Origin of the sequence: Pelomonas parva (assembly GCF_043555835.1) — a bacterium.
In the GTDB taxonomy this organism is placed as follows: domain Bacteria; phylum Pseudomonadota; class Gammaproteobacteria; order Burkholderiales; family Burkholderiaceae_C; genus Pelomonas; species Pelomonas parva.
Genome location: NZ_JBIGHV010000015.1, coordinates 15,279 through 41,409, shown reverse-complemented (window position 1 = coordinate 41,409; position 26,131 = coordinate 15,279). Strand labels below are relative to the sequence as shown.

Annotated in this window: 20 protein-coding genes; 11 read left to right on the top strand and 9 right to left on the bottom strand. The window is 66.0% G+C overall.

The features are described 5' to 3' along the window. Positions 1 to 25: 25 nt before the first annotated feature. The 3 genes from ACG00Y_RS27785 to fusA form a co-directional block, all read right to left on the bottom strand. A complete protein-coding gene (locus ACG00Y_RS27785) occupies positions 26 to 1,930 on the bottom strand; it encodes an AAA family ATPase (RefSeq protein ID WP_394484731.1) in 1,905 nt (634 codons plus the stop codon). Beyond that, positions 1,923 to 2,165: a hypothetical protein gene (locus ACG00Y_RS27780; protein WP_394484729.1), complete on the bottom strand. Its 243-nt coding sequence runs from the start codon at positions 2,163 to 2,165 to the stop codon at positions 1,923 to 1,925. Before ACG00Y_RS27780 ends, ACG00Y_RS27785 begins: the two co-directional genes overlap by 8 nt. Before the next feature lie 310 nt (positions 2,166 to 2,475). Further along, positions 2,476 to 4,491: an elongation factor G gene (gene fusA, locus ACG00Y_RS27775; RefSeq protein ID WP_394484727.1), complete on the bottom strand. Its 2,016-nt coding sequence runs from the start codon at positions 4,489 to 4,491 to the stop codon at positions 2,476 to 2,478. Between the two features lie 380 nt (positions 4,492 to 4,871). On the opposite strand from fusA, the gene ACG00Y_RS27770 reads away from it, so the two are divergent. Together ACG00Y_RS27770 and ACG00Y_RS27765 are read left to right on the top strand one after the other, a co-directional pair. Continuing rightward, complete coding sequence (locus ACG00Y_RS27770; RefSeq protein ID WP_394484725.1) at positions 4,872 to 5,744, top strand: hypothetical protein; 873 nt, start codon at positions 4,872 to 4,874, stop codon at positions 5,742 to 5,744. A 134-nt stretch (positions 5,745 to 5,878) separates the two neighbouring features. Beyond that, complete coding sequence (locus ACG00Y_RS27765) at positions 5,879 to 7,480, top strand: rhamnogalacturonan lyase B N-terminal domain-containing protein (RefSeq protein ID WP_394484723.1); 1,602 nt, start codon at positions 5,879 to 5,881, stop codon at positions 7,478 to 7,480. A gap of 110 nt (positions 7,481 to 7,590) precedes the next feature. Here ACG00Y_RS27765 and ACG00Y_RS27760 read toward each other — a convergent pair whose 3' ends face one another. The 5 genes from ACG00Y_RS27760 to ACG00Y_RS27740 form a co-directional block, all read right to left on the bottom strand. Further along, on the bottom strand, positions 7,591 to 8,355 hold the full coding sequence (locus ACG00Y_RS27760) for a LytR/AlgR family response regulator transcription factor (RefSeq protein WP_394484721.1): 765 nt from the start codon (positions 8,353 to 8,355) through the stop codon (positions 7,591 to 7,593). Continuing rightward, a complete protein-coding gene (locus ACG00Y_RS27755; protein WP_394484719.1) occupies positions 8,352 to 9,524 on the bottom strand; it encodes a sensor histidine kinase in 1,173 nt (390 codons plus the stop codon). Before ACG00Y_RS27755 ends, ACG00Y_RS27760 begins: the two co-directional genes overlap by 4 nt. A 208-nt stretch (positions 9,525 to 9,732) precedes the next feature. Continuing rightward, positions 9,733 to 10,083, bottom strand: coding sequence for a hypothetical protein (locus tag ACG00Y_RS27750; protein WP_394484717.1), 351 nt, complete (start codon positions 10,081 to 10,083; stop codon positions 9,733 to 9,735). Between the two features lie 182 nt (positions 10,084 to 10,265). Then, complete coding sequence (locus ACG00Y_RS27745; protein WP_394484715.1) at positions 10,266 to 10,874, bottom strand: response regulator transcription factor; 609 nt, start codon at positions 10,872 to 10,874, stop codon at positions 10,266 to 10,268. A 146-nt stretch (positions 10,875 to 11,020) separates the two neighbouring features. Next, positions 11,021 to 12,934 (bottom strand): sensor histidine kinase, encoded by a 1,914-nt coding sequence (locus tag ACG00Y_RS27740; protein ID WP_394484713.1) that lies wholly within the window; start codon positions 12,932 to 12,934, stop codon positions 11,021 to 11,023. 107 nt (positions 12,935 to 13,041) lie between these two features. On the opposite strand from ACG00Y_RS27740, the gene ACG00Y_RS27735 reads away from it, so the two are divergent. The 5 genes from ACG00Y_RS27735 to ACG00Y_RS27715 all read left to right on the top strand — a co-directional run bounded on the left by ACG00Y_RS27735 (position 13,042) and on the right by ACG00Y_RS27715 (position 18,049). Then, the gene (locus tag ACG00Y_RS27735) at positions 13,042 to 14,040 is read left to right on the top strand and encodes a TRAP transporter substrate-binding protein (protein ID WP_394484711.1); all 999 of its coding nucleotides are present in this window, start codon (positions 13,042 to 13,044) and stop codon (positions 14,038 to 14,040) included. A 112-nt stretch (positions 14,041 to 14,152) separates the two neighbouring features. Then, on the top strand, positions 14,153 to 14,770 hold the full coding sequence (locus ACG00Y_RS27730) for an ANTAR domain-containing response regulator (protein WP_394484710.1): 618 nt from the start codon (positions 14,153 to 14,155) through the stop codon (positions 14,768 to 14,770). Between the two features lie 321 nt (positions 14,771 to 15,091). Beyond that, positions 15,092 to 16,339, top strand: a complete 1,248-nt coding sequence (locus tag ACG00Y_RS27725; protein WP_394484708.1) for a CmpA/NrtA family ABC transporter substrate-binding protein — start codon at positions 15,092 to 15,094, stop codon at positions 16,337 to 16,339. Positions 16,340 to 16,341: 2 nt separating this feature from the next. Next, entirely contained in the window at positions 16,342 to 17,247 is a 906-nt protein-coding gene (ntrB, locus tag ACG00Y_RS27720) for a nitrate ABC transporter permease (RefSeq protein WP_394484706.1), read from the top strand. 4 nt (positions 17,248 to 17,251) lie between these two features. Continuing rightward, positions 17,252 to 18,049: an ABC transporter ATP-binding protein gene (locus tag ACG00Y_RS27715; protein WP_394484704.1), complete on the top strand. Its 798-nt coding sequence runs from the start codon at positions 17,252 to 17,254 to the stop codon at positions 18,047 to 18,049. A gap of 270 nt (positions 18,050 to 18,319) precedes the next feature. Here the strand turns inward: ACG00Y_RS27715 and ACG00Y_RS27710 are convergent, their stop codons facing one another. Beyond that, the gene (locus ACG00Y_RS27710; RefSeq protein WP_394484702.1) at positions 18,320 to 19,528 is read right to left on the bottom strand and encodes a TniQ family protein; all 1,209 of its coding nucleotides are present in this window, start codon (positions 19,526 to 19,528) and stop codon (positions 18,320 to 18,322) included. A 338-nt stretch (positions 19,529 to 19,866) separates the two neighbouring features. Here ACG00Y_RS27710 and ACG00Y_RS27705 point away from each other — a divergent pair, with 338 nt between their 5' ends. From ACG00Y_RS27705 to ACG00Y_RS27690, 4 genes are all read left to right on the top strand, one after another. Further along, complete coding sequence (locus ACG00Y_RS27705; RefSeq protein WP_394484700.1) at positions 19,867 to 20,670, top strand: TnsA endonuclease N-terminal domain-containing protein; 804 nt, start codon at positions 19,867 to 19,869, stop codon at positions 20,668 to 20,670. Positions 20,671 to 20,871: 201 nt separating this feature from the next. Further along, positions 20,872 to 22,854, top strand: coding sequence for a hypothetical protein (locus ACG00Y_RS27700; protein ID WP_394484698.1), 1,983 nt, complete (start codon positions 20,872 to 20,874; stop codon positions 22,852 to 22,854). Positions 22,855 to 22,870: 16 nt separating this feature from the next. Then, a complete protein-coding gene (locus ACG00Y_RS27695; RefSeq protein WP_394484696.1) occupies positions 22,871 to 24,394 on the top strand; it encodes an ATP-binding protein in 1,524 nt (507 codons plus the stop codon). A gap of 7 nt (positions 24,395 to 24,401) precedes the next feature. Beyond that, positions 24,402 to 26,021 (top strand): TniQ family protein, encoded by a 1,620-nt coding sequence (locus ACG00Y_RS27690; protein ID WP_394484694.1) that lies wholly within the window; start codon positions 24,402 to 24,404, stop codon positions 26,019 to 26,021. Positions 26,022 to 26,131: the final 110 nt, after the last annotated feature.

The following is a 26,131-nucleotide window of genomic DNA, read 5'->3' as shown; positions in this document are numbered from 1 at the left end:
GCACCCAGGGTGTCTTGCGCGCCCGCTACGCTCGCAGCCGCTCGCGCCCCTCCAGCTTGAACGCCGCCCATCGCTGCGCATAGGGGTCCAGCTCATCCTCGGGCTTGCCGAGGCTGCCTGCCGGCAGCCCGGCCACCGCCGCGAATCGCGCCGGCGTGACCTGCCCGTGCTCCATCAACTCGTCCACCAGCGCCATCAGCGCGCCGCGGTTCGTTTCCAGCAGCCGCGTGGCGCGGGCGTGCTCGGCCTGGAGCAAGGCCTCGATGGGTGCGTTGCTGTCGTCCACGTCGGTGCAGAGGTTGTCGTCGCTGTTGACGGACACGTCACTGCGGCCGATGCGCTCACCGTGGCCAAGATGGCGCAGCATGCGGGCCACCGTCTCGGTGGCCTTGCGCAAGTCGCTTTCGGCGCCGCTGGAACTCATGGCCGGCCCGAACACCAGCAGCTCCGCAGCGCGCCCGGCGAGGCTGGTGCACGTGGAGTCCAGCAGGTTCTGGCGCGACCAGACCTTGCGCGAGGTGTAGGCGTTGTAGCCGCCTTCGAAGCTGGCCACGTGGATCTTGATCTCGGTCGGCGCGCGGCCGAACAGCAGCGCATGCACGAGGCCATGCCCGGCTTCGTGCACGGCCAGCAGCGCGCGGAAGTCGGCATTGCTGCGCTGGCGCAGGCGGCTGATCTCGAACGGCGCGGCGATGGCGTGCGACTGGCCGCGCCAGTGCGCGATCAGGCTGCGGCCATCGGCCGTGAGGCCGACGCCGTCGCCCGCCATCGCGCCGCGCTCCAGCGCCCATAGCGCGGCCTTGGCCAGACCGGCGCCGAGGATGGCATGCAGCGACGAGAACAGCGGCCGCGTGCCCTGGGCGGGGAACACGGCATTGGCGTAGATCTGCTCGCGCACGCTGGCCGCCAGCTCGAAGCGCAGGCCGCAGCGCTCCCCGGTCTCGCGGGCATAGCGCGCGCAGCCCTGCTCGATCAACTGCTCATAGGCGCGGCGCGACAGCGAGGGGTAGATCACATGCTCGTTGCCCAGCCGCGCCACCTGCTCGGGCTTGAAGCGCTTGTTGAGCGCCTGCTTGACGTCGATGACGCTCAGCTTGCCCGTCAGCGCGTGGAAGGTGTCGGCATCGCTGTCGCAGTCATCCACGCTGGTGGCGAGGTCTTCGTACATCTCGTCGAGGTTGCCGCAGACGAAGACGAGCAGCCGGCTGTAGTCGGTGTCCCACTGCTGTTGCCCACTCTCGCGGAAGGCCTGCAGGCGGGCCTGAATCTGCTCGGGCGTCCAGGCCATGATCTCCAGCAGCGGTACGTCGAGCTTCAGCGTGCGCCGCAACTCCTTCGCGTCCCAACTGGTGAGCTTGAAACGCAGCTTGGCATCGTCGGCGTCGGCGCGCTCGGCATCGAAGGCCGCCTCGGCAATGGACGACTCGATGTCGCCCAGCAGCGAGAGCGCCGGCGGCAGGCGGCCGTCGGAGAGCAGCGCCCAGACGTCCTGGTAGCGCTCCACGCGCAACTCGCTGCGCTTGCCGTCGATGGTGCGAAAGCGCTGGAACTCGTCCAGCGCCAGGATGCCCGGCTCGCCCTCGCGCATGCCAGATTGCGCGAGCATGCCCGAGATGCTCTGCGCGCCGCGCCAGCTCGCGCCGTTGGAGAAGCCGTCCATCTGCACTTCGACGAAACGGTCGTAGAAGCCCAGCAGCTGCGCGAGGCGGCGCACGAGCTGGGTCTTGCCGGTGCCGGTCAGTCCCCACAGACAGACGATGACGGGCCGCGAGACGAGCCCGGGCAGCACGTACCAGGCGCGCACCGAATCCACCACGCGGTCGATGATGGCGTCGATGCCAAGCAGCTCCGTCTTGAGCTGGGCGGCGATGGCTTGCAACTGCTGGTTTCTCTGCGCCAGCTGCTCGCGCATGTGTTGGGGATCATTCATCCCAGTCCTTTCTTCGCATCAGCGCCTGCAGCGCCATGCGGTCGGCACGGCGCTGGGCGCCGCGGCTTTGGATGTGTTCGCCTGCGCCACGCAAGCCACGCTGGGCCAGTGCGCGAGCGACGGGGTCGCGCGCACTGGAGCTCGTTTCGAGCACCAGCGTCATCGGCTGTTTCATGCGGCGCAGGGCCTTGACCCGGCCTTCTTGCAAGGCGCGGGAACGGAGTTGTGCACTCATTCGGTTTCCGAAAAGCAAAAGCCCCGGCTCTTGTGTCCGGGGCTTTGCACGCCGCGCGGTCTGAGGCCGTATCTGTGAACAGACACGGTTCAGCCGGGGCTGGGAACCGTGTTCAGTCGATCGTCGAAATGAACAGGGAGGACATAGCAGGGATCTCCGATTTGCGGGCGCTGTCGTGGGCGCCTTCAGCAAGGGCGCGAATGATGCGTGTGCCGACGCCAGCGCGCAAGCGCGTCGGCCGTGGCGCGTTGCGGTGCGCCAACGGTGATGGGGCGGTCGACCGTGCTGGCCGACGCGCCCCACCGTTCAATCAGGCCGCTAGCACCATGCGGGCCGGCGCCTGGTCGTAGTGGCTCAGCTGCATCGTGAACTGCGCCCGCCCCGAGCTGAGCGCGCGCAGATTGCCGATGTAGCCAAACATCCGCTCCAGCGGCACATGCGCCGTCACGACGACCGCGTTGCCGCGTGCGTCCTGGCCTTGCACCTGGCCGCGTCGGCGCAGCAGGTCGCCGATGACGTCGCCCAGCGATTCGGCCGGCGTGATGACCTCGACGGCCATGACGGGCTCCAGCACGACGGGTGACGACTTCAGCACCGCTTCGCGCAGCGCCGCCGCCGCCGCCAGCTCGAAGGCCAGCGCCGACGAGTCGCGCACGTGGGCGCTGCCGTCGAGCAGCTGGGCCTCGAAGTCCACCAGTGGGTGGCCCGCGAACGGGCCCGCCTGCGCCGCCTTGCTGATGCCCGCCTCGACCGCCGGGATGAACTCGCGCGGGATCGCGCCGCCCATCACCTGGCTGTCGAACCGGAAACCGTCACCGCGCGGCAGCGGCGCGATGCGCAGCGTCAGCTCGGCGAACTGGCCGGGGCCGCCGCTCTGCTTCTTGTGCACATGGCGCACCTCGGCCGTGGCCGTGATGGTCTCGCGGTAGGCGACCTGCGGGCGGCCCGTGGCCACGTCCACGCCGAAGCGCGAACGCAGCTTCTCCACCGCCACTTCCAGCTGCAGCTCGCCCATGCCAGACAGCAGCGTCTGGCCCGAGTCGGCGTCCTGGCGCAGCCGCAGCGACGGGTCTTCACGGACGAGCACACCCAGGCCCTTCGCGAGGGCCGCAGCATCGGCCTGCTTGCGCGGCTCGATGGCGACGTCGATGACGGCCTCGGGCACGGCGATGCTTTCCAGCACCGCCGCTTCCTTGGTGGACGCCAGCGTGTGGCCGGTCAGCACGTCCTTCAGGCCGACGACGCCCGCGATGTCGCCCGCGACGAGTTCGTCGCGTTCGACGCGCTGGTCCGCATGGATCTCGTACAGGCGCGACACGCGCTCGGGCTTGCCCGTGCTGGCGTTGAACACCGTGTCGCCTCGTTTGAGCCGGCCGCTGTAGACGCGCACGAACACCATCGCGCCGTGGTCGTCGGCGGTCAGCTTGAAGGCGAGGGCAGACAGCGGGCCGTGTGTATCCAGCGCACCTGCCGCTTCGCCAGGTGCGGGCAGATACGAAACGACTGCGTCCAGCAGCGGCTCCACGCCGCGGTTGCGGAAGGCCGAGCCGGCCAGCACGGGCACGAAGGCGCCTGCGATCGTGCCGCGTCGCAGCGCCGCACGCAGGTTGTCAACGGGCAGCGCGTCGCCGCGCAGCCAGGCGTCCAGCAGCGCGTCGTCCTGCTCGGCAGCGGCTTCCACCAGGCGCGCACGGGCGGCCACGGCGGCGGGCAGCAACGCGGGCGGGATGGCGTCCATACGCGGCGGCGAAGAGGCGTCGTCGCGATCCCAGACGAGGGCTTGCATCGTCAACAGGTCCACCACGCCACGGAAGTCGCCTTCCGCGCCGATGGGCAGCTGTAGCGGCAGCGCGCGCACGCCGAGCCGTTCTTCGAGGGACGCGACGACGCGCTGGAAGTCCGCGCCGACGCGGTCCAGCTTGTTGACGAAGGCGATGCGCGGCACGCGGTACTCGTCCGCGAGGTGCCAGTTGGTCTCGGTCTGCGGTTCCACGCCGGCCACGCCGTCGAAGACGACGACGGCACCGTCCAGCACGCGCAGCGAGCGGCGCACCTCGAGGTTGAAGTCGATGTGTCCGGGCGTGTCGATCAGGTTGATCTGCGTGCCCTGCCAATGCACGGTCGTGGCCGCGCTGTGGATGGTGATGCCGCGTGCGCGTTCCTGCGGGTCGAAGTCCATCGTCGTGGCGCCGTCGTGCACTTCGCCGATGCGATGGTTCTCGCCCGTGTAGAACAGGATGCGTTCGGTGGTCGTGGTCTTGCCCGCGTCGACGTGGGCGATGACGCCGATGTTGCGCAGGTTGCGGAAGGTGGTGTTCGAGTTCATGGCGATTCCTGAGTGGGGTAGCAGTTGCCAGCCCCAAGCGGAATCGCTGGGGGCTAGCGCAAAGGCAGGACGCCGAAGCGCAGACGCGACAAAGCCGCGCTCCGGCGCTCGGGAATCGTGGCGATCAGCTTGTCGAAGGTGCGGTTGAACATGATTGAACTCAGGAAAAACAAAACCCCGGGAGGTGCGAGCCTGCCGGGGTTTTGTTGGACCGGAAGGCGGGGCGCCTTCCGAACACGGTCGAAGGGCGTCTCAGGTGTTGAGGCGGGCTTGGGTCGTGTGGTTGATCTTCATGATGAGCGCGATTGTCTACGAGCTTGAACGGGCCTGGGGCTTGTGGGGAGATCTGGCGGCGCGCGCTTGCGTTTCAATAGCGCCCCATGCCGACCCGACGCCTGCTCCTGGTGCTCGCCCTTGTGGGGGCGGGTGTTGCCGCGGTCTGGCTGGCCTGGCCGGAGGATGAGCCAACTGCGGTGCCCGTCGTGGCCGAGGCTGCGGCGCTTGCCGCCCCAGCCCCCGCGCAGGCTGCGGCCTCTGTCGCGATGCCGGTAGCCGCGCGTGCCGAGCAGTGCCCGCCCGTGCCCGCGCTCAGCCCGCACGACCAGGCCATGGCCCTGCAGCGCGCGGTGGCCATGCTGGCCAGCGGCTCGGGCGGCGACGCGGTGCTGGCGCTGCTGATGCAAAGGCCCCCCACCGACGACGCGGCCTGGGCGGAGCAGGTGCGGCTGGCTGCGCTGCGCTCGCAGGACGCGCAGGCCTTGCGCTGGGCGGCCAGCGCCTGCGCCACGCCCGCCTGCCGCCGCGAGCTGCTGCAGGAGCGCCTGCGCCTGGAGCCCGACAACGCCGTGCACTGGCTGGCCTGGCTGGACGAGCACCCGGCTGCGATGGACGAGGCCTGGCAGGGCCTCGCGGCCGCGCGCTACTGGCGCGAGCAGCCGCTGGCGCTGGGCGAGCGTGTCGGCCGGGCCTTGCCACCAGCGCTGCTGCCGGCCCAGCGCGAGGCGCTGCTGCAGCCGCTGCGCGACCAGCCCTGGGCCGCGTCGCCCGCACCGTCCATCAGCCTGGCCAACGCCTGCGGCCACTACGGACCGACGCATCCCATCGGCGCGGCCTGCGCCCATGCGGCGACGCTGCTGCTCACGCGCAGCGACACGCCTGCCGCCTGGCAGCAGGGCGCCGATCTGGCCCAGCAACTGGGCCGCAGCGATATCCCGCCGCCGCCCGTGCCGCCTCCCGTCAGCGCCTGTCCGTAAGCAATCAATCGGTTGAGTGAATGCCGTTTCTCGGTAGCGCGCCTGAGTACGGCGGCTTGCATCGCTTCCTAGACTGCGCGGCACCGCAGCGGCATGGATGCCAGCAGGCGGACCACAACGACTGGAGACAACCGATGAACTTCGTTTCGCACGGGCGCCTTGCGGCGCTCGGCTTGGCTGCGGCCGCCTGTACCTTCTCTTCCACTGCGGCGCTGGCCGCCTGGGGCATCACCGACGCCAGCGGCGTGCTCACCGTCGACAGCGGCGCCGGCCTGGTGTTCAAGGTCAACAAGAGCAGCGGCGACATCACGTCCATCAAGCTCAACAACGGCGCGGAGCTGCAGGGCCAGACCAAGTTCTCCCACATCAGCTCGGGCCTGGGCGCACCGGCCACCTACGCGTTCTCGCCGTCCGGCACCACGGCCGTCATCACCATCACCGCGGCTACGCTGAAACACTACCTCGTCGTGCGCCGCAACGAGAACACCATCTACATGGCCACCCATGTCACCGCCGAGCCGGCGGTGGGTGAGCTGCGCTGGATCACGCGGCTGAACGGCAGCGTGTTCACCGGCGTGCCGGTCGAGTCCAACCTGCGCGGCAACACCGGCGCCATCGAGAGCGCCGACATCTTCGGCATGAGTGATGGCACCACGCGCTCCAAGTACTACGGCAACCAGCGCGCCAAGGACATGGGTGTGCGCGGTGTGACGGGCAGCGGCGTGGGCGTGTTCATGGTCTACGGCAACCGCGAGTCGGCCTCGGGCGGGCCGTTCTTCCGCGACATCCAGAACCAGAGCGGCGCCGACACCGAGCTCTACAACTACATGAACTCGGGCCACAACCAGACCGAGGCCTTCCGCATGGGCCTGCACGGACCCTACGCACTTGTCTTTACAACCGGCGCCACGCCGGCCGCACCGGACATGAGCTGGATGTCCGGCCTCGGCCTGCAGGGCTGGGTCAGCGGGCGCGGCAAGGTGGTGCTCAACGGTTTGACGGGCATGGACACGGCTTATGCCTACACGGTGGGCTTTGCCAACGGCACGGCGCAGCACTGGGGCACGGCGTCCGGCAGCGGCGCTGTCACGGTGGCCAACATGAAGCCCGGCACCTACACGATGACGGTCTACAAGGGCGAGCTGGGCGTGTTCGCCGAGCAGGTGTCGGTGGCCAGCGGCGGCACGACGACGCTGAACACGCGCGCCATCACGGCCGACCCGTCGCAGCGGGCGGTGCTCTGGCGCGTCGGCAACTGGGACGGCACGCCGCTGGAGTTCCTCAACGGCCAGACCTTCACCGTGCGCCACCCGCAGGACACGCGCAACCCGTCGTGGGGCCCGGTCACCTACGCCGTGGGCAGCGCGACGAACAAGTTCCCGGGCGCGATCTGGAAGGACAAGAACGACGGCACCAAGATCACCTTCAACCTCACCAGCGCGCAACTGGCCGCGCGCACGGTGCGCATCGGCATCACGGCGGCGTATGCCAACGCTCGGCCGCAGATCACGGTGAACGGCTGGACGAGCGCCGTGCCCAGCCCGTCGACGCAGCCCAACTCGCGCTCGCTGACCCTCGGCACCTACCGGGGCAACAACACGACGTTCACGTACAGCGTGCCGGCCAGCGCGTTTGTGGCGGGCACGAATACCGTGACGATCAATGCGGCGTCGGGGAGTGGCAGTGCGGGTTTCCTGAGCGCGGGGTTTGCGGTGGATGCGGTGGATATGTATTGAGTGGGTAGGGCGGGTCGCGCCCCGCCGTTCCTTCCCGCATCCCTGTCGAACGCCGGCTTCGAGCACGCCCTCAAACGGCGGGGCATGACCCGCCCGCATGAGGTGGGAGATCACTGCCCCTTGAACAGCCCCTGAAACGGCCGCGACACGGTCAGCGTGTCCGGCGAGCCGCGCAGGCGCAGCAGCATGCCGCCCTCGTCGTCGCGCAGCGCGCTGGCGATCTGCGCGCTGGCGACGACGACGGAGCGGTGCACCTGCTGGAAGCGCGCCGGGTCCAGCTGGGCCAGCAAGTCCTTCAGCGCCGTGCGCAGCAAGGCCTCGCACTGCTTGCCGGCGTCGCTGTAGACGACGCGGGTGTAGCGGCTGTCGGACTCGCAATAGATCACGTCCTCGACACGGATCAGCCGCACCTCCTTGCCCACGCCGGCCTGCAGCGTGTCGGGCCAGGCCGGGCGGCGCTGCTGGCCGGCGAGCTGGGCCAGCAGTTGCTGCACAGCCCCGGCGTCAGGCGCCGGCCGCTGCAGCGTTTGCTTCAGCCGCGCCACCGTTTGCGCGAGCCGGTCCACGTCCAGCGGCTTGACGAGGTAGTCCACCGCGCCGGCATCAAACGCCTGCAGCGCATGGTCGCCATGCGCGGTGACGAACACCACCGGGCAGCGGCCGGCGATGCGGCGGGCCACGTCGATGCCCGACAGGCCGGGCATGCGGATGTCGAGGAAGCACACGTCGGGCTCGTGGGCCAGCCACTGATCCCAGGCGTCGGCGCCATGCTCGGCGCTGGCGACGATGCGCGCCTCGGGCCAGGCCAGGGCCAGCGCATCGGCCAGTTGCTCGCGGGGCGCGGGTTCGTCGTCGGCGATCAGCAGTCGGGTCATGCGGGTTCCGGGGTGATGAATATCTCGGCGCGGGTGCCGCCCTCGGTGCGGCGCTGCAGCGTGAAGCGCGCGCGCTCGCCGAAATGGTGCCTCAGCCGCTGGCGCAGGTTGGCCAGGCCCACGTCGTCCTCGGCATCGTCGGCCAGGCCCAGGCCGTCGTCGTCGACGCGCAGCCACCAGCGGCCGTCGGGCTCGCGACACGCTGCCAGCGTCAGGAGGCCGCCGCCGATCTTGGGCTCCAGGCCGTGCTCCACGGCGTTCTCCACCAGGGTCAGCAGCAGGCCCGGCGGCAGCAGCTCAGCCTCCAGGTTGCGCGCGATGTGGACCTCGCCCTGCACGCGGCCGTCCAGCCGCGCGGTCAGGATGGCGAGGTAGTGGCGCACGGCCTGTACCTCGTCGGCCAGCGGCACGACGGGGCGGCCCAGCAGTTCGGTGCTGCGGCGCAGGAAGCCGGTCAGCTCGCGCAGCAGCGGGCCGGCGCGTTCGTCGCGGCGGTCCACCCAGTGCTGCAGTGTGGCCAGCGTGTTGAAGACAAAATGTGGGTGGATTTGCGCCTGCAGCAGCCGCAGGTCGGCCTCGGCGGCGGTGCGTGCGGCGGCGTCGCGCTCGGCGACAAGTTGCAGCCGGGCCAGCTGGCGTTCGCGAGCCAGACGGCCGGCCCGCGCCACGCCGATCAGCAGCAGCGCAAAGCTCAGGCCCAGCGGGATCAACGTGGCGGCGGACGCCTGCAGCGCCGTCAGTGCGCTGCCCAGGTCCAGGCTCTTGCCACTGAGCGCGCGGCCGACGCTCACACCCAGCAACATCGCGACGATGCCGGCGGCCATGCCGCCCATGAAGCCACCGACGACACGGCGGGGCTTCTGATGCGGCTTCAGCCAGGCGCCCAGCAGCGCGATGCTCAAGCCCAGCATGATCGTCGTGGCTGCAGCGAGGGCCTTGCCCAGGCCCATGCCATTGCCGTGCAACCAGGCGGCGCCGCCCAGCAGGCACAGCAGCCAGCCGGCCCAGGCGCCCAGGCCCTGACGCGAATAGAGGTAGATGTCCGCCAGCTCGACGCGCTCGCGCAGCAGCGGGTCCTCGCGCCCGAAGCGCTCGTAGTACGGCAGCGCCCAGCGGTAGTAGCGCCGCTGGAAGCGGTTGCCGTGGGCGAGGGGGTTGGGTGTGTCCATGGGCCGCACTCTAGGTGCGGCTGCCCGGCTGGCCGCAGCCAGCCGGGCGACTCACGTCATGGCACGTATGAAACGCCGCCAGCGCTGCATGAGGCGCAGGCCGGGCGGTCGTTTCTCAGGTGGGTGGCGAACGCGGGTTGCGCGCCGCCGCGGGGGACGACCGACCGCACCGCTGATCGAGCGGGTGCAGCCGGGCTAACTTCTCAGATCAACGCACCCGGTCGGTCTCCAGCGCGATGCGGTCGACGCTGCCGTCGGCACTGCGGTACAGGCGCACACGGCGCATGCCGTCGGGGCTGACGAGCAACTCGTTGTTCTCGGCCTTCCAGGCCTCCAGGGGGCTCTCGTCCAGCGCAACGGCCAGCCGGCTGCTGCCGACGTGGACCTTGAGCGTGCGGCCGTCGTCCAGCAGGTACTCGCCCTGGGCGAGGCGAAGCATGGACCGGGTCGATGCGGCAGGCACGGTGGGTTCCTGGGCACTCGCGGGCGCGGTGAGCGTGAGGGTTGCGAGCAGAGCGGCCGAGAGGGTGATCGGTCGCAGATTCGTCCAGGTGGTCATGGTGGGGGTACTCCTAAAGGGCTCCGAAGCCGGTTGCTTCGGTATTTCCACTAGTGCAAACCCCATGCCAGGCCAAATAGGCCGGAATACTGGTAAACCCGCCCCATGACTGGGCTGCGCTGCGCCGCTTTTGGGAGGTGATGCCTCGCGTTGGCGCCTGAAGGGCGGACGCTGCGCCTGGCTCAGCGCGCGGCCAGCAGCGTGGCAACCTCGGCCGCCGAGCGCACGCCCAGCTTGGCGAACACGCGCGCGCGATGGACCTCCACGGTGCGCACGGACACGTGCAGTTCGTCGGCGATGACCTTGTTGAGCTTGCCGGCGGCCACGCGGGCCATGACCTCGTGCTCGCGTTCGGTCAGGCTGGCCAGCCGGGCCGTGCGCTCCGCGGCCTGCGCGCCTTCGGCCTGCATGGCGGCGTCCACAGCCAGCGCCTGGGCGATGCGGTCGGCCAGCGCGTTGTCGCTGTAGGGCTTCTCCAGGAAATCGAAGGCGCCTTTCTTCAACGCCTCGACGACCATGGGGATGTCGCCATGGCCGGTCAGGAAGAGCACCGGGTTCTTCAACTCGCGCGCGAGTAGTTCGTCGTGCAGGCGCGTGCCGCTCATGGGCTCCATGCGCACGTCGAGCAGAAAGATGCCCCGGGGCGGGCGCCGCTCCAGCGCCAGCGCCTCCAGCAGCGCCGGGCCGCTGGCGAAGGCGCGCACGTCCAGGCCGCGCGAGCGCAGCAGGAAGGCCAGCGCGTCGCGCACGCCGGGGTCGTCGTCGACGAGGTGGACGGTGCCTTCGGACATGTCAGGTCTCCATGACATCGGTGACCATCCGCACCAGATGAAGCGAATGCGGAAATGCAACCACAGAGGCACAGAGGCACAGAGAGAGGTCTTCTCCGTGTTGCCTCTGTGTATCTGTGCCTCTGTGGTTGCCTTTGACTTTCACCTCAGTCATGCGCGGCCTCCGGGGTCAGTTCGCGACTCAAGGGCAGGCTGAATGAGAACAGCGCGCCGCCACCCGTCGCCTCGTCGGCGTCGAGCACGCCCTGGTGGGCCTCGATGATGGAGCGGCAGATCGCCAGGCCCATGCCCATGCCCTCGGCCTTGGTGGAATAGAAGGGCGCGCACAGCTGCTCGACGCGGCGACCCTGCAGGCCGGGGCCGTTGTCGCGCACGTCCACGCGCACGAAGTCGCCGGCCACATGGCTGCTGACGGCGATGCGCGCGCCCGACTCGTTGTTGGCCTGCAAGGCATCGGCCGCATTGCGCACCAGGTTGATGACGACCTGCTCGATCAGCACGGCGTCGGCCAGCACGGCCGGCACGCTGGCAGCGAGGTGCAGGTCCAGCGTGATGCCGCGGCGCTGCAGGTCGCGCCGCAGCAGGTCCAGCGCCGCGCTGATGACTTCGTTGAGGTCGCAGCGCTCGTGGCGCGGCTCGCGGCGCGTCAGGAACTCGCGGATGCGCGCGACGATGCGGCCGGCGTGCTGGGCCTGCTGGCCCAGGCGTTGCAGCGCGCCGAGCACCAGCTCGTCCTGCACGCCCAGCTTGGCCAGCGAGTTGGTGATGCCGGCGTTGTAGCTGGCGATGGCCGTGAGCGGCTGGTTCAGCTCGTGGGCCAGCGTGGAGGCCACCTCGCCCAGCATGGTCAGCCGCGCGTTGTGGGCCAGCGTCTCGACCTCGCGGCGCTCGCGCTCCTCCAGGCGCTTGCGCTCGGTGACGTCGACGATGGAGCCCATCCAGCCGATCTGCCGGCCTGCCGCGTCCACCAGCGGCGACTCGAACACCACCACGTCCACCGCACGGCCCGAGGCGTGCTGCCAGCGCGCCTCGAAGCCCTCGCGCGGCGCCTGGCCGGCGAGGTTGCGGCGGTTGCGCTCGGTCAGCTCGTCCAGCGCGTCGGGCGGCCAGTAGGGCATGGGCGGCAGCAGGCCGACAAGCGCTTCAGCCGGCAGGCCGACCATGTCGCAGAAGGTGCGATTGACGTAGAGCAGCCGGCCGTCGAAGTCGCGCGCGCGCAGCGCCACCAGCGCCGAGTCCTCCATCGCGCGGCGCCAGGCGGCCTCGGTGCGCCAGGCACTTTCGGCGCGCTGCACATGGCGCATCTGGCGACGGATCAGCCAGCTCGCCGCCGCGATCAAGGGCAGGAAGCCCGCCGCCAGCACCCAGGCCAGCGGCCCCACGCCGTGCACGCTGGCGTCGCGCAGCGTCAGCTCCAGCGCCGCGTCGGTCAGCATGGACTCGGCCAGCGGGCTGGCCCGCAGCGGGCCGGTCAGCGCGACACGGTAGCTAGGCCCGCCCGGCGCGGCGCGCAGCGGCGAGTCGGTGGTGGAGGCGATGACCTGGTCGGCGCTGTCCACCAGCTGCACGTCGTACTTGCGCGCCAGCCACCAGGGCACGCCGCGCTTGAGCAGCAGCGCCGGGGCATAGCGCACCACCAGCACGCCGTCCGGCGCGACCGGGGCGGTCAGGTGCAGCGACAGGCCGTCCTCGTAGCGCGTGGCCGCCGACCCGGCCGGCACCTCGGCGAGCACGCGATTGCGCCCGTCCAACCAGGTGACGGACAGCCACAGCCGGCGCAGCCCGTCGTTGACCTCCGGGTGGGCGGCCAGCGTCGCCTCGCTGGGCACGCGGCCGGCCAGGCCGGCGGCCAGCTGGCGCAGGTGGGCGCGCTCCTCGTCGATGCTGCCGCGCAGCTGCGCCTCGGTGCTGAGGGCGTCGGAGATCAGCGTCTGGTGCTGCAGCTCCTGCTCGTCGGCCTCGTTGGCGCGCACCCAGGCCAGCACGCCCAGCACGAAGGCCAGGGACAGGGCGAGCGGGGCCAGCCAGAGGCTGCGGGTCAGGGCGTCGCGGAAAGGCATTGGGCTCAGTCTACGGAGGCCGGCCAGCGGGCGACATGTGGAACTCCACATCGCCGCCCCGTGCAGGCCGCTCAGAATGCCGGCATACCCACCTCCGGGCCTGCCCCATGTCGTCGCGCCGTCTCGTCCTCGCCGCCGCCCTTGCCCTGCCGGTGCTCGCCTCCGCCCAGGCCCCCATCATCATCAAGTTCAGCCACGTCGTGACGCCCGACACGCCCAAGGGCAAAGCCGCGCAGCGCTTCAAGGAGCTGGCCGAGGCCAAGACCGGCGGCCGCGTCAAGGTCGAGGTGCATCCCAACAGCCGGCTCTACAAGGACAAGGAAGAGATGGAGGCGCTGCAGCTGGGCAGCGTGCAGATGCTGGCACCGTCGCTGGCCAAGTTCGGCCCGCTGGGGGTCAAGGAGTTCGAGGTCTTCGACCTGCCCTTTTTGTTCAAGGACACCGAGGCCTTTCGCGCCATCACCGACGGGGCCATGGGCGAGGAGCTGTTCAGGAAGCTGGAGCCCAAGGGCATCAAGGGCCTGGCCTATTGGGACAACGGCTTCCAGATCATGAGCGCCAACCGGCCGCTGCACAGCGTGGCGGACTTCAAGGGCCTGAGGATGCGCATCCAATCCAGCAAGGTGCTGGACGCGCAGATGCGCGCCCTGGGCGCCTTCCCGCAGGTCATGGCCTTCAGCGAGCTCTACCCGGCGCTGCAGGCCGGCGTCGTCGACGGCACCGAGAATGTGCCGAGCAACCTCTACACGCAGAAGATCCACGAGGTGCAGAAGCACATGACGCTGTCCAACCACGGCCACCTGGCCTATGCGGTCATCGTCAACAAGAAGTTCTGGGACGGCCTGCCCGGCGACATCCGCGGCCAGCTCGAAGCCGCGCTCAAGGAGGCGACGGCCTATGCCAACGCGATCGCCAGCACCGAGAACGACGCCGCGCTGGCCAGCATCCGCGCCAGCGGCCGCGTGACCCTCCACACGCCGACGCCGGCCGAGCTGAACGCGTGGAAGCAGGCGCTGATGCCCGTGCACAAGGCGATGGAGCCGCGCGTGGGCAAGGCCACCATCGCTGCGGCCTACCGCGCGGCCGGCTTCGTCGCGCCGAAGTAGGTCTGCCACGCTTCGTCGGCGTGCGTGCACCACGTGGCGGCACCGGCCTGGTGCCGCACCCGCCTGGCCTGCCTGCGCACACCACGGCACGCAACTTGCACTAGGCCGGGGCATGGACACGCCCGCATTCCCGTTGGCCGGCCTGCGCGTGCTGCTGGCGGACGCCGGGCAGCGGCGCAGCCCCGTCATCCGCCTTGAGCTGATCCGGCTGCGCTGTCAGCTCGTCGATGTGCTCGACCTCGTCGCCGAGCCCCACGCGCTCGGCAGCGCGCTGCAGCGCATGGCGCCCGAGCTGCTGCTGATCGACTGCGAGCAGCCCACGCCCGAAATGCTCGCCCAGCTGGCCGTGGCGCAGCTGCAGCGCCCGCGCCCGGTGCTGATGGTGGCCGAGCAGATGACGCCCGAGCAGATGCGCGCCGCGCTGCGCGCCGGCGCCAGTGCACTGCAGCTCGCCGGCCTGCCGCCGCAGCGGCTGGGCGCGCTGTTGCAGCTGGCGCTGGCGCGCTTCGAGCACGACCAGGCGCTGCAGATGGACCTGCGGCAGACGCAGACCCAGCTGGCCGAGCGCAAGCTCGTCGAGCGCGCACGCGGCATCCTGATGCGCGAGCAAGGCCTGGACGAAGAAGCTGCCTTCCAGCGCCTGCGCCAGCTGGCGATGACCGGCGGCCAGACGATGGCCAGCGTGGCCGCGCGGCTCATCGACGCCGATCAACTGCTGCGCCACCGCTAGGCACCGCTCGCCGGCTTGGGGCGCCGCGCACCAACAAGCACTGCCAGGGCACGCACCGGTGCGACGCAAACCGCCCGGTGCAGCGGCAGCCGTGCGCCAGCCGCGTGCAAATCTCACGTGGCAAACCCGTAGAAAAGCTGGCACGCAACCTGCTCAATGAGGACTGAGACCTGCAATGGCGCAGGTCTCTCGGGCCAACCGGCTTTGCATCGGTTGGCACTTCGGGACAACGACGTCCGACCTCCCCTATTCGTCTTCGCGTCCCGCTGCGTGGGCGAGAGCGTGGCCGCCGTTGCACCCTGCATGACCCAGGAGCTTGTGATGACCGCCTTCGATAACTCGACCGCCACGCCCCACCCGCAACGCCGCAGCCTGCTGGCCGCCGCTGCCGCCCTCCCTCTTGCCGGCCTGGCCGGTGGCGCCTGGGCGCAGGGTTCGGACAAGCCCGAGAAGGAGGAAGTCAAGATCGGCTTCATCCCGCTGACCGACTGCGCCTCCGTCGTCATGGCCGCCGTGCTCGGCTTCGACAAGAAGTACGGCATCAAGATCATCCCCACCAAGGAAGCCTCCTGGGCCGGCGTGCGCGACAAGCTGGTCAGCGGTGAGCTGGACATGGCGCACGTGCTCTACGGCCTCGTCTACGGCGTCCATCTGGGCACCGCCGGCCCCAAGAAGGACATGGCCGTGCTGATGAACCTGAACCACAACGGTCAGGCCTTCACGCTGTCCAAGGCGCTGGCCGACAAGGGCGCCGTTGACGGCCCCTCGCTGGCCAAGGTGATGGCCGCCAACCCGCGCGAATACACCTTCGCCGGCACCTTCCCCACCGGCACCCACGCGATGTGGATGCACTACTGGCTGGCCGCTGCGGGCATCAACCCGGTGTCGGGCGCCAAGCTCATCACCGTGCCGCCGCCGCAGATGGTGGCCAACATGCGCGTGGGCAACATGGACGGCTTCTGCGTCGGCGAGCCCTGGAACCACCGCGCCATCATGGACGGCATCGGCATCACCGCCAACACGACGCAAGACCTCTGGAAGGACCATCCCGAGAAGGTGCTGGGCACGACGGCCGACTTCGTCAAGAAGTACCCCAACACCGCGCGCGCCGTCATCATGGCCGTGCTGGAGGCCAGCCGCTGGATCGACGCCAGCCTGTCCAACAAGCTGAAGATGGCCGAGACGGTGGCGCAGAAGTCCTACATCAACACCGGCGTCGACGCGATCAACCAGCGCATCCTGGGCCGCTACCAGAACGGCCTGGGCAAGACCTGGGACGACCCCAACCACATGAAGTTCTTCAACGACGGCACGGTCAACTACCCGTACCTGTCCGACGGCATGTGGTTCCTGACCCAGCACAAGCGCTGGGGCCTGCTCAAGGCTCACCCCGACTACCTGGGCGTGGCCAAGCAGATCAACCAGATCGCGCTCTACAAGCAGGCTGCCAGCGCCCTGGGCGTCAGCATCCCCAAGAGTGACTTCCGCACCAGCAAGCTGATCGACGGCGTTGTCTGGGATGGCAAGGACCCGGCGAAGTACGCCGACGGTTTCAAGATCAAGGCTTAATCATGGTCTCCGCAGTCTTCCACTCCCCCGGCGACGCCTCCGCGGCCGCCGCTGCCGCCTCCACCGCGCCCGCCGCCACCAGCCGCCCGGCGGCTGCTGCGGCAGAGCCCAAGGCCGCGCCCAAGCGCACGCCCTACGACTGGCGCGCACTGGCACTGCGCGTGCTGCCACCCGTGCTGGGCATGGCCTTGCTGATCGGCCTGTGGGGCATCGCGACGATGAAGGGCGGCAGCTTCCCGACGCCCGCCGCCACCTTCGACGCGGCCGTGACGCTGTTCTCCGATCCGTTCTACAGCAACGGCCCGAACGACCAGGGCATTGGCTGGAACATCCTGAACTCGCTGGGACGCGTCGGCATGGGCTTCGGCCTGGCGGCGCTGGTGGGCATTCCGCTGGGCTTCATCATCGGCCGCTTCGAGTTCGCCAACCGCATGGTGTCGCCGCTGATCGCGCTGCTCAAGCCGGTGTCGCCGCTGGCCTGGCTGCCCATCGGCCTGCTGGTCTTCAAGAGTGCCAACCCGGCCGCGATCTGGACCATCTTCATCTGCTCGATCTGGCCCATGGTCGTCAACACCGCTGTCGGTGTGCAGCGCGTGCCGGCGGACTATCTGAACGTCGCCCGCGTGCTCAAGCTCAGCGAGTGGAAGGTCATCACGCGCATCCTGCTGCCGGCGGTGCTGCCCTATGTGCTGACCGGCGTGCGCCTGTCGGTGGGCACGGCCTGGCTGGTCATCGTCGCAGCCGAAATGCTGACCGGCGGCGTCGGCATCGGTTTCTGGGTCTGGGACGAGTGGAACAACCTCAACGTCGCCCACATCATCATCGCCATCTTCGTCATCGGCACCGTCGGGCTGCTGCTCGAATGGTTCCTGATGACGCTGGCCAAGCACTTCACCTTCGAGGACTGATGCCATGAAACCCTTCATTCAAGTGCAAGACGCCGAGATGGTGTTCACCACCCGCAAGGGCCGTTTCCATGCACTGCAGAACGTCAGCCTGGACGTGCAGCGCGGCGAGTTCATCACGCTGATCGGCCACTCCGGCTGCGGCAAGTCCACGCTGCTGAATCTGATTGCCGGCCTGCTGAAGGCCACCTCGGGCGTGCTGCTGTGCGACGGCCGCGAGATCGCCGCGCCTGGCCCGGAGCGCGCGGTGGTGTTCCAGAACCATTCGCTGCTGCCGTGGCTGTCCTGTCTGGACAACGTGCTGCTGGCCGTCGAGTCGGTCTTCGGCGGCAAGGAGAGCCAGGCCCAGTTGAAGGTGCGCGCCCGCGCCGCGCTGGAGCTGGTGGGCATGAGCCATGCGCTGCACAAGCGGCCGCACGAGGTCTCGGGCGGCATGAAGCAGCGCGTCGGCATCGCCCGCGCGCTGGCCATGGAGCCCAAGGTCCTGCTGATGGACGAGCCCTTCGGCGCACTGGACGCGCTGACGCGCGCCAAGCTGCAGGACGAGCTGCTGAAGATCGTCGCTCGCACGCAGAGCACGGTGGTCATGGTCACGCATGATGTCGACGAAGCCGTGCTGCTGTCGGACCGCATCGTCATGATGACCAACGGCCCGGCCGCGACCATCGGCGAGATCCTAAGCGTTGACATTCCTCGCCCGCGCGTTCGCGTCGAGCTGGCCGAAGACCCGCGCTACATCTCGGCGCGCAAGGAGGTCATCGACTTCCTGTACACGCGGCATGCGCACGTCGAACAAGCCGCTTGAGGCTTGATCGCCTGAGGTGGTTTTTGCGTCGAGCCTGCCTCATCGTTGCATTGCCTGGCGGAACTGCCGGCAATGCAGCGGGCAGATGGTGCGTCCGGGAAGACCTCCCGAAGATGCACGCGGCATTGAGCCTGACCGGAAGAAATAAAGTCGACATCGGCGCCGGACATTCGATTTTCTAGATTCTTCTTGTGAATCAACGCTTTAGGACTGTCGCCGTCATCTTTATTTCCCGTTGGCGTTGGATTCGCGTACATGGGTGTGCCGGCTTTAATACAAGTCCGGCCGCGCTTTACGCAATGCCTGGGCCACTTTACAAAGTTGTCGCCGCCACAGACCGAACCCTGACCTGCTAAGGCCGAGTTCCTTCCCAAGCGCCTCATCCATCGCGTTGGTCGAAGACGCTTGTTGTAGGTGCGCACGCTCTTCCACGAAAGACACCAGCAGCTTCTCACGCTCCGCTGGGTCCATGCGGCGGCTCCTGTGATAACGCGCGCTCCAACTGCTCGGGTCCGCCGGTTCTGCAGACAGCAGTGCCACGGGCACTGATACCTTGGTGCCAACCAATGCTTTAACACACAGCATCATTTCGGCGGGATGAGGGCGATGGCAATGCTGCGAAGAGAGCGCAGGGGTGAGCAAGTGTCGGAAAACCGGATTCGATACACGTTCGACCAAAGTCCGAGCGTTCAACAGAACAGCATCCCGAAGTCCCGAGGTGTAGGCCTCCGCAAGGGAGTCTGGTCTGTCCACATCGCGGTACCACGCACCGAGCCCCCTGCGCCTGGCGAGGGTCCGCAACGTCGTTCGCAAGGTGAGTGTGCGTGCGCCAATCGGATAGCTAAGAAGCTCCGAGCTCCATCGCGCGAACTTCAACTCTACCGAAAGGTCGAGTGATTCGAGCGGCTTACGAGCGACGAAGGCATGCCCAGCCGGACACGCTGTTGGTGGATATCGAAGCTTCCGTTCTGACGAAGCCCACTGGCAAACAGAGCATTGGTGAACCAGCCAGGCTCGATGTTTAACGCAGACGAGGACACCTGGAAGTTGATGCGACCGCCTCCAGACCGGCTCGCCAATGAGTTCGAGGTCTTCATTAACGCACTCCACACAATGCTGTAGCGGCTGTCGCTTCCAACTAGCCGTTCGGTACCTTGAATTGGGGTGGTCGTGACTGCAGAGCAATTGAACTTGTTGCTCAGATAGTCCCACAGGACTTGCGGACTCAAAGTATGGAATCAAGGTGTGCTTGGTGAGCAACTCAAGACTGCTGCAGCTGAGCAAATCTGCCATTGCACTTAGGCCCTGCGGCGCCCGGCGGGCGAGCATGTAGGTGCCCCATTCCTGTCCGCTGATGCGCAGTGAGAAACCGTGGCTGCTCGGCATCCCGGTTCTAGGCATTACGCGATTGCAAAGACTGAAGAAAAGCTCGTCGTCAGCCGGAGTGAAGCCACTGGGCAACCGAAGAATGGTAGTCATTGTCTAACTCGAGATTTGACGAAGTTAGCGTACTTCCTAAGCTGGATAAGTTCAACGCATTAACGGATAAAGCAGACCTGGTGTTGGTCCGCAAACAAACAGTGAATGAGATATGAACTGCCTGCTAATGTTGCATTAAGTGTGCATTACCGCTTATCGTCGCCGCCGTTCAAAGCTACGGAATTTGCTGCGAAGTGACCCTGACGACTGCCAGACTGACACGCGCGGGGCGAATGCGAGGAGTCGGTTCGACATGTCCGTCCGAGCTGCGACAGAACACCACTTCGGCTTAGCCATTCCGAACGCTAAAAGTCATGCAATGTTGACGGAGTCTTGCAATGTCGATAAGGGGAATTAAGCCACCGCCGGTCACTGTGGAGTTGCTCCACAAGTGGCTCAAAGCAGGTCGTGGAAGTGGAGAGGGAAAAGACTACCAGCCCTGGCTAACGGCGGAGAAGACGCTGACCATGTCGCACTCCGGCAAGAAAGTGTGTCCTCTCACAGGACGTGAGTTGAGGAGTCATCTCTCTGACGGCGAACAAGGCATATTCCTTGGGGCAATACGTGACCCGAACACCATCGATACACGAGAAAACTTCCCTTTGTCCACCGTCCTGACCCTAAAGATATGCGACGAAATGGGCGTTCCACACTTGGGTGGCAATGACGGAACTGCGTTCTTGCCATTCACGACGGACCTCCTAGTCACGCGTAAGGTGCCCCCGAAGTACGTTGCGCTCACATTCAAGCTGAGGCACGTACTAAAGAAGCCGAGGGACTGCACCTCGTTGTTCGTCGAACATACGTACTGGTCTCTCTTCGACGTCCCATTTCTGGTTGTCACCGATGTGGAGGTGGCGACCAACGAGCTCATATCGCTTCGTTGGCTCTGTCCCGCCCACTTGCCTCAGACCCGGAAGGGGCCAACGAAGAAGCTTATCGCCGAGTTCTATCGCGAGGCTGCAGAGGCGGACTGGTCTCCACCTCTCATGCACGTCGTGAGAACAATCAGCAAGAAGCTCAAAATTGACTCTGGACAGGGGCTCGAGCTTCTCAAGCTTCTTGTCTGGGATGGGTCCATCAAATGTGACCTTTCACGGCGAATAACCGGCGACATTTGCAATGCCGTCAACTTCGATTGAAGCGAGTCGCCAGTGAAGGATTGGCGACTTCAGCTGCCGGCTTTCCACGTGCTCCGTCCCATAAAGCCAGCGGGCGAAAGACGGTACGTCAAAGAAGACCACCTCCTTCTTCCTCCGCGTGGGTCGGGCCGTGTCGCCGCCATCGCAATGGGTAGCAGGGCGGCGAGGCCCAAGTGGCTTCAGATTCAAGGGCTTACTCAGTTGATATTGAACCTGGAATTAGGCATTGAGGAGCACAGCCCAGCGCGCTTGACAGAAGAAGAGATGGGGCCTGGCGCAAAGAAGGATTGGGCGGACCGAGTCAAGCACATGATGCCGCTCCTTGACCTGGAAGCAGGAGAGCACCGCCAACAGGGAGAGCTGCTGGCCTACCCAGATGATTTCAAGCGCATCGTTGCTTGGTACGCAGACGTATGTGGAAAGTCGGAGCAGTACGTCGCGACATCGGTGTGGCGATGGTTCACGAACGGACGCACGAGGGTCGCCTTAGCGGGCTCCTTTGCTAACTGCGGAAAGTCGCCGAGCGGTCGCAGCTTCTTTGGGGTAGTGGTATGCGGACCAAAGCAAGGAGACGGACCTGACTTCGACGTGATGGCCGCACAGCCCTTCACCGTTGAACAGAGAAATCGACTTCGCGAGATTATCGAGACGAAGTTAAAGGGCCCGGAAGTTCAGCTCAACGCGACCAAATTCTGGCTACGCATTCGAGCCGCCGCCGCCGGTGCTGTCCCCTCGTTGCCACTGCCATCGTTTGGGCAGGTTGGATACCTGCGAAAAGCCTTCAGAACGCGTCAGGCCACCAACGACACCGCCGGCCTTGCCCACAGCCGGTACAAGCGCGTCTCATACGCAACCCAAGAGTCTGAAGTTGACTCCACGAAACTTCAGGTGTTCGCGGTTTCCGAACTGGATGCAGCCGTTCGATTCAAGAATCCAACGATGTACCTTTTCATCGATGCCGAGACCTGGTACATCGCAGCGTGCCTTGTCAGCCTAGAAGCCCCTTCGAATCAACTATTTGCCGAAATCCTTTATCGCGCCTATGGAGGCATGGTTGACATCTGCAAGGAGTACGGTCTCGCAAGGATTGCCGAATCGTGGGTCTGCTCAAGGCCAGGAAGGAGCCTTTGGGTCGACAACCAAGAGCTCACTTCCCCTCAGTTGAATGAGGCAATCTTGGTGAACCTCGGCATGGAAGTCATGCTCGCCGAACTGGGGCAGGGGCGGGACAAGGGTGCCGTTGAAGGCGGCATCGGCAAGGTGAAAGGTAGGGTGAAGCTTCTCCCGGCCGCCTTCCCCAAGGGGTCAGTAGGAAAGATTCTGGACAGGGCCAGGGGTAGAGCGGACAAGAGCGTACGGGCTCTTGAGGCCTTTGTCATCGAAGAAATCGATGACCTCAATTCAATTGAGCTACCCGCAATCAAGATTCCGAAAGGATTTCCTGTTGGAGAAAGGCCTGCTAATAGGCGTGAGCTCTTCAGATGGCAGATTGAAAGCAATCCGGAGTTGGTAAAGCCTGTTCCGGACAAAGAGTTCGTGGCCAGGGTTTGCTTGCCTACGAGAATGTGCTCGGTTCATGCTGGCGAGGGCATCTGCGTGGACGGTCGGTACTACTTCCACGAACTCCTCGTCGCTGACGGGCTTCTGAAGCGCAGGGCAAAGGGCCAAACACCGCGGGTCAAGATTGCGCAACATCGTGGCACGAACCTCTTCGTGGATTGGGTTCGTGGCAAGGGTGAGCGTGTCAGGTGCCAGCTTCACGCCAAGCAGGCGGACATTGTAGGGAACATGACAGCCGCCGAGGCGCAGGAGCATATGGACTCTATGCCAGCTGCACGAAAGCGGGAGCTGCTACGGCAGCTCAATAAGGCTGCCCACCAAGAAGAGCACACAGACAGGGCGAGCGCAAAGGCTTCCTCAAACGCGGCCAAGAAAGGCCACGTCACAAAGGACATGCAGCGAACATTGGCTGCAAAAAAAGCAGAAATCGCGCGCAACGCCAAACGAGAAGCCCATCAGCGGTTTCCGAACGATGTTCCTAACCCTGACGTCGAGCCGACTTCCGCTGCGCCAGCGCCAGCCAGCGACGCTGACATTGCGAACCGCCAAGTCGACATGGTTCAGGAAATCTTGCGCAAGCGCGCCGCACAGAGTGGAACCGGAGGCGCCGATGACAATTCCTAGTCGAATGTCCTTGCTTATGAAGGGTATCACCCTGCCGGAGTACAAGGAACCTCCATCTCCGGAAAGCTATGTGCCGCTTGGCCATCCGCAGTGTGATGGCAATCCATTTATCGAATGCATCTCAAGCCACATCATCAACGCCCCGAACTTCAGCGCTGAAGTTGCCGTGCAGTTGCCAACTGCACCGAAGAACGGCGTTGCGGTGGGCGGCAATCCAATCCTTGCGTCCCTTGGCATGCGTCAGTTGCCGGTGGCGGTGTATCCCACACCAATCTTGCATAGAACCAATGACCGCGTTCTTGAGTTGCACCTCCTGGGATTGATTGACAGAAATCCGCTCAACAGCGTCGAGCAGAACAAGAGGTTCCATCTGCTGACGACCGCCGACCCGGCTTCGCTCAAAGAACGCGTCCAGACGTTCAACGTCGGAACGCCGCTCAGCCTCTTCGTTATGGGCACCAGCGGGCTAGGAAAAACCTTCGGCGTCCAGTACTGTCTGGCCCGACTGCCATCAAAGTATCGGCACACCGCCTACGGGGGGCGAACGTTGGATGTTCTGCAGGTTATGTACCTGTACGTTTCATGCCCCCCGACCGGAACACTCAAGGGTCTTCTGTTTGAAATCCTGCTTGCGCTGGACCTTGAACTGGGTACTGATTTCTATACGAGGTGGCTTAACAGGTATCCCTCGACGGACGTCTTGCTCATTAACGTCTGCCTCATCCTGTCCTCGCACAGCGTCGGTGTGCTCGTGCTTGATGAGCTCCAGCATTTGAAAGCTCGCGGTTACGCCGAGACCGAGATACAGCTCAACTTCTTTGTCGCGCTGATGAACTTCTTGAGGGTGCCGCTCATCTGCATCGGGACCTACGCGGCTCGGAAGGTCATCGAGGGCACGCTGCGCGACCCACGCCGTCTCTCGGGTCTCGGATGCATCGAGTTCTCTCGATACGAGGAGAACGATGCCATCACCAAGGCCATGGAGAACTACTACCTTGGCTTCCTTCCGATGCCACCCGACAGGAAGGAAGAGGCATTCCTGCGGAGCAGTGTTTACGACATCTACCAAGGTATCCACGCGCTCCTACCCAACCTCGTCCAAAGGTGCGCGGCGGAGATGGCCTTTCGGGGCCTGAAGCATCTGACGCGAGATGTGCTGAGCTATTACCAGCGGGTCGAGTTGAAGCTGCTGGAGCGGCCGCTGGAAATCCTTCGTCGACGCGACCCCGACGCGGCCCAACACTACGATGACCTTGTCGGTCCTGAAACCTTGAAGGAATGGCGCGCCAGTCAGCAGAAGATTGACACCGAGCGCGTCAAGCAGGGACAGACTTGGAGCCCGGCCGCCACGGTGACCGAGTTGTCCAGGACCTTCGAGGTTGAAGGGTTCCCGTGCGGGCATATCACTGACATCGCTATCGCGAGGGAGGTGAAGCGTACGCGCGCGATGTTCGGCGATGGAGACCTGTATCCCGCCTTCAAGAAACAGGGGCTGCTGGCGGACAGGATTCTGGAAGGCAAGTTGTCGTCTTCGGCCTGACCACAGCGTGCGGTTCTACGCCCCACAGGCCCTTCAGCCGTTCGAGGGCGAAGCACTTGTCTCCGTGGTCGGCCGTTGGCTTCGCATCTCTGGTGCAGAGTCACCGGCCAGCTTGATAGCTGCCTTGCTCGGCAACCAGCATCGCACTATCTCGCTGTCTTTGCCTGGGCGCTGGCAGCACCTGCTTGCCGAGTTTCCGCCCGTCGGGCACTACCTGGTCGACGACGCTGTAGACCAGTTCACTTCTGCCCCCCTGTTTCGTCCGTTCATGGAGCCGGACGACTGGCCTGGTGTGCGAAATAGCCTCTTGATGGAGGACTCTCGCCGGGCAAGGATGAAGTTGGGGTTGGTTCGTGGCGGCGGGGAGCCCGTAGAACTCGCGCACTGTGTGGACTGCATCCAGAGCCAGGTTCTCAAGTACGGGGCCCCTTACTGGCTGGCCCGGCACTCGCTTCCGCACGTGGCTGCGTGCCATGTGCACGGCCGACTCCTTCAGGTCGCGCCGCCGGCGTCAAACTTGGGTTTAGGTAAGCACAGATACCTCGGATTTCCAAACCCGGATGCCTACTCTGAAGCAGGGAATCTTGGGCTTGAAGCGGCGTGTCGACTTGCCGAGCTTCTGACCGACATACACCAAGCTCGCCTTCAGCCGTTGGGCAACGCAACGCTGGCCGCCGCGTACCTTTACCAACTGCGGCAGCTCGGGTTGGTTGAAAGTGGGGGACGGGTGCGCAAGGCGATGCTCTGGACGCTCATTCAATCCGCGTGGTCCGGTCTGGCGGCCCTCGAAAGCGAGCGACGCACTGGGCGCCCAGGGTGGCTTTCCTCAATCTACTCGGATGGCGTGATTCGCGTGCGCTCGCCCTTGCAGCATGCCATCACCATCGGCGCGCTGTTCGGTTCGGTCTCAGCGTGGAGGGACGTTCTTGACCGGGGGGCGTGGGCGTTCGAGATGCCGGCGACAGAAACCCGGAGGGCGCTGGTCGGGAGCCGCGCGGCCATGCTCAATTACTGGATGGCAGAGCGTTCGTACCATCAATGCAGCGTCATCGTGCCGCCCTCAGTCTCTAGCCTCCTGCTGTCGGGTCTCTCGGTTCGCGAGGTGTCTAGCCAAACGGGTCATAGCGTAAGGGGCATTTACAAGATTCTTGGTGGCAACGAGGCTTTAGCGAAGGAATGGTCCGCGGCGGCTGTCCTGCGGGAGGGACAGACCCGGGAAGCGTTGATTCCAATCCCTACTACCTCCCCAGCCTGGAGGAGACGCGGGCAACCTGGTCTGAAGCGAGACAAGAAATGGCTGTTTCGTCACCGACACACGCTGTCCGCATTGGCAGGCCTCGAGCAGCAGGGCGCTGGCCGCACCGGACGCAAGAGCATCTTGCTCAACGCGGGGTCAGTTGCCGCCGAGTGCATCGATATCAGCGAGGCGGCACCCCTTTGCATGGCTCTGCGCTGGCCACCCCCTCCGCTGCGGTTCCAAGCGGTTCAAGTCACTACCCGCTGTGCCTCAGTTCGCGATTGGATTTGTGCCGTTGCCGAGGAGGTTGAAAGTGCACTTTGGAGCCGATGCGACATGCGAGCGAGCAAAGGCGTTCGAGGCGCCGCCTTCAGTCTGAACATCCGATGAACGGCTGCGCCTTGTGTTGACCTCGCTTCACGTGGCGGCTGGAGAGGTCAGTGCCCAAGATACCTGTCGCTCCGGTGGTTCAGTGCCACCGTCATCCGTTGTATATAGTG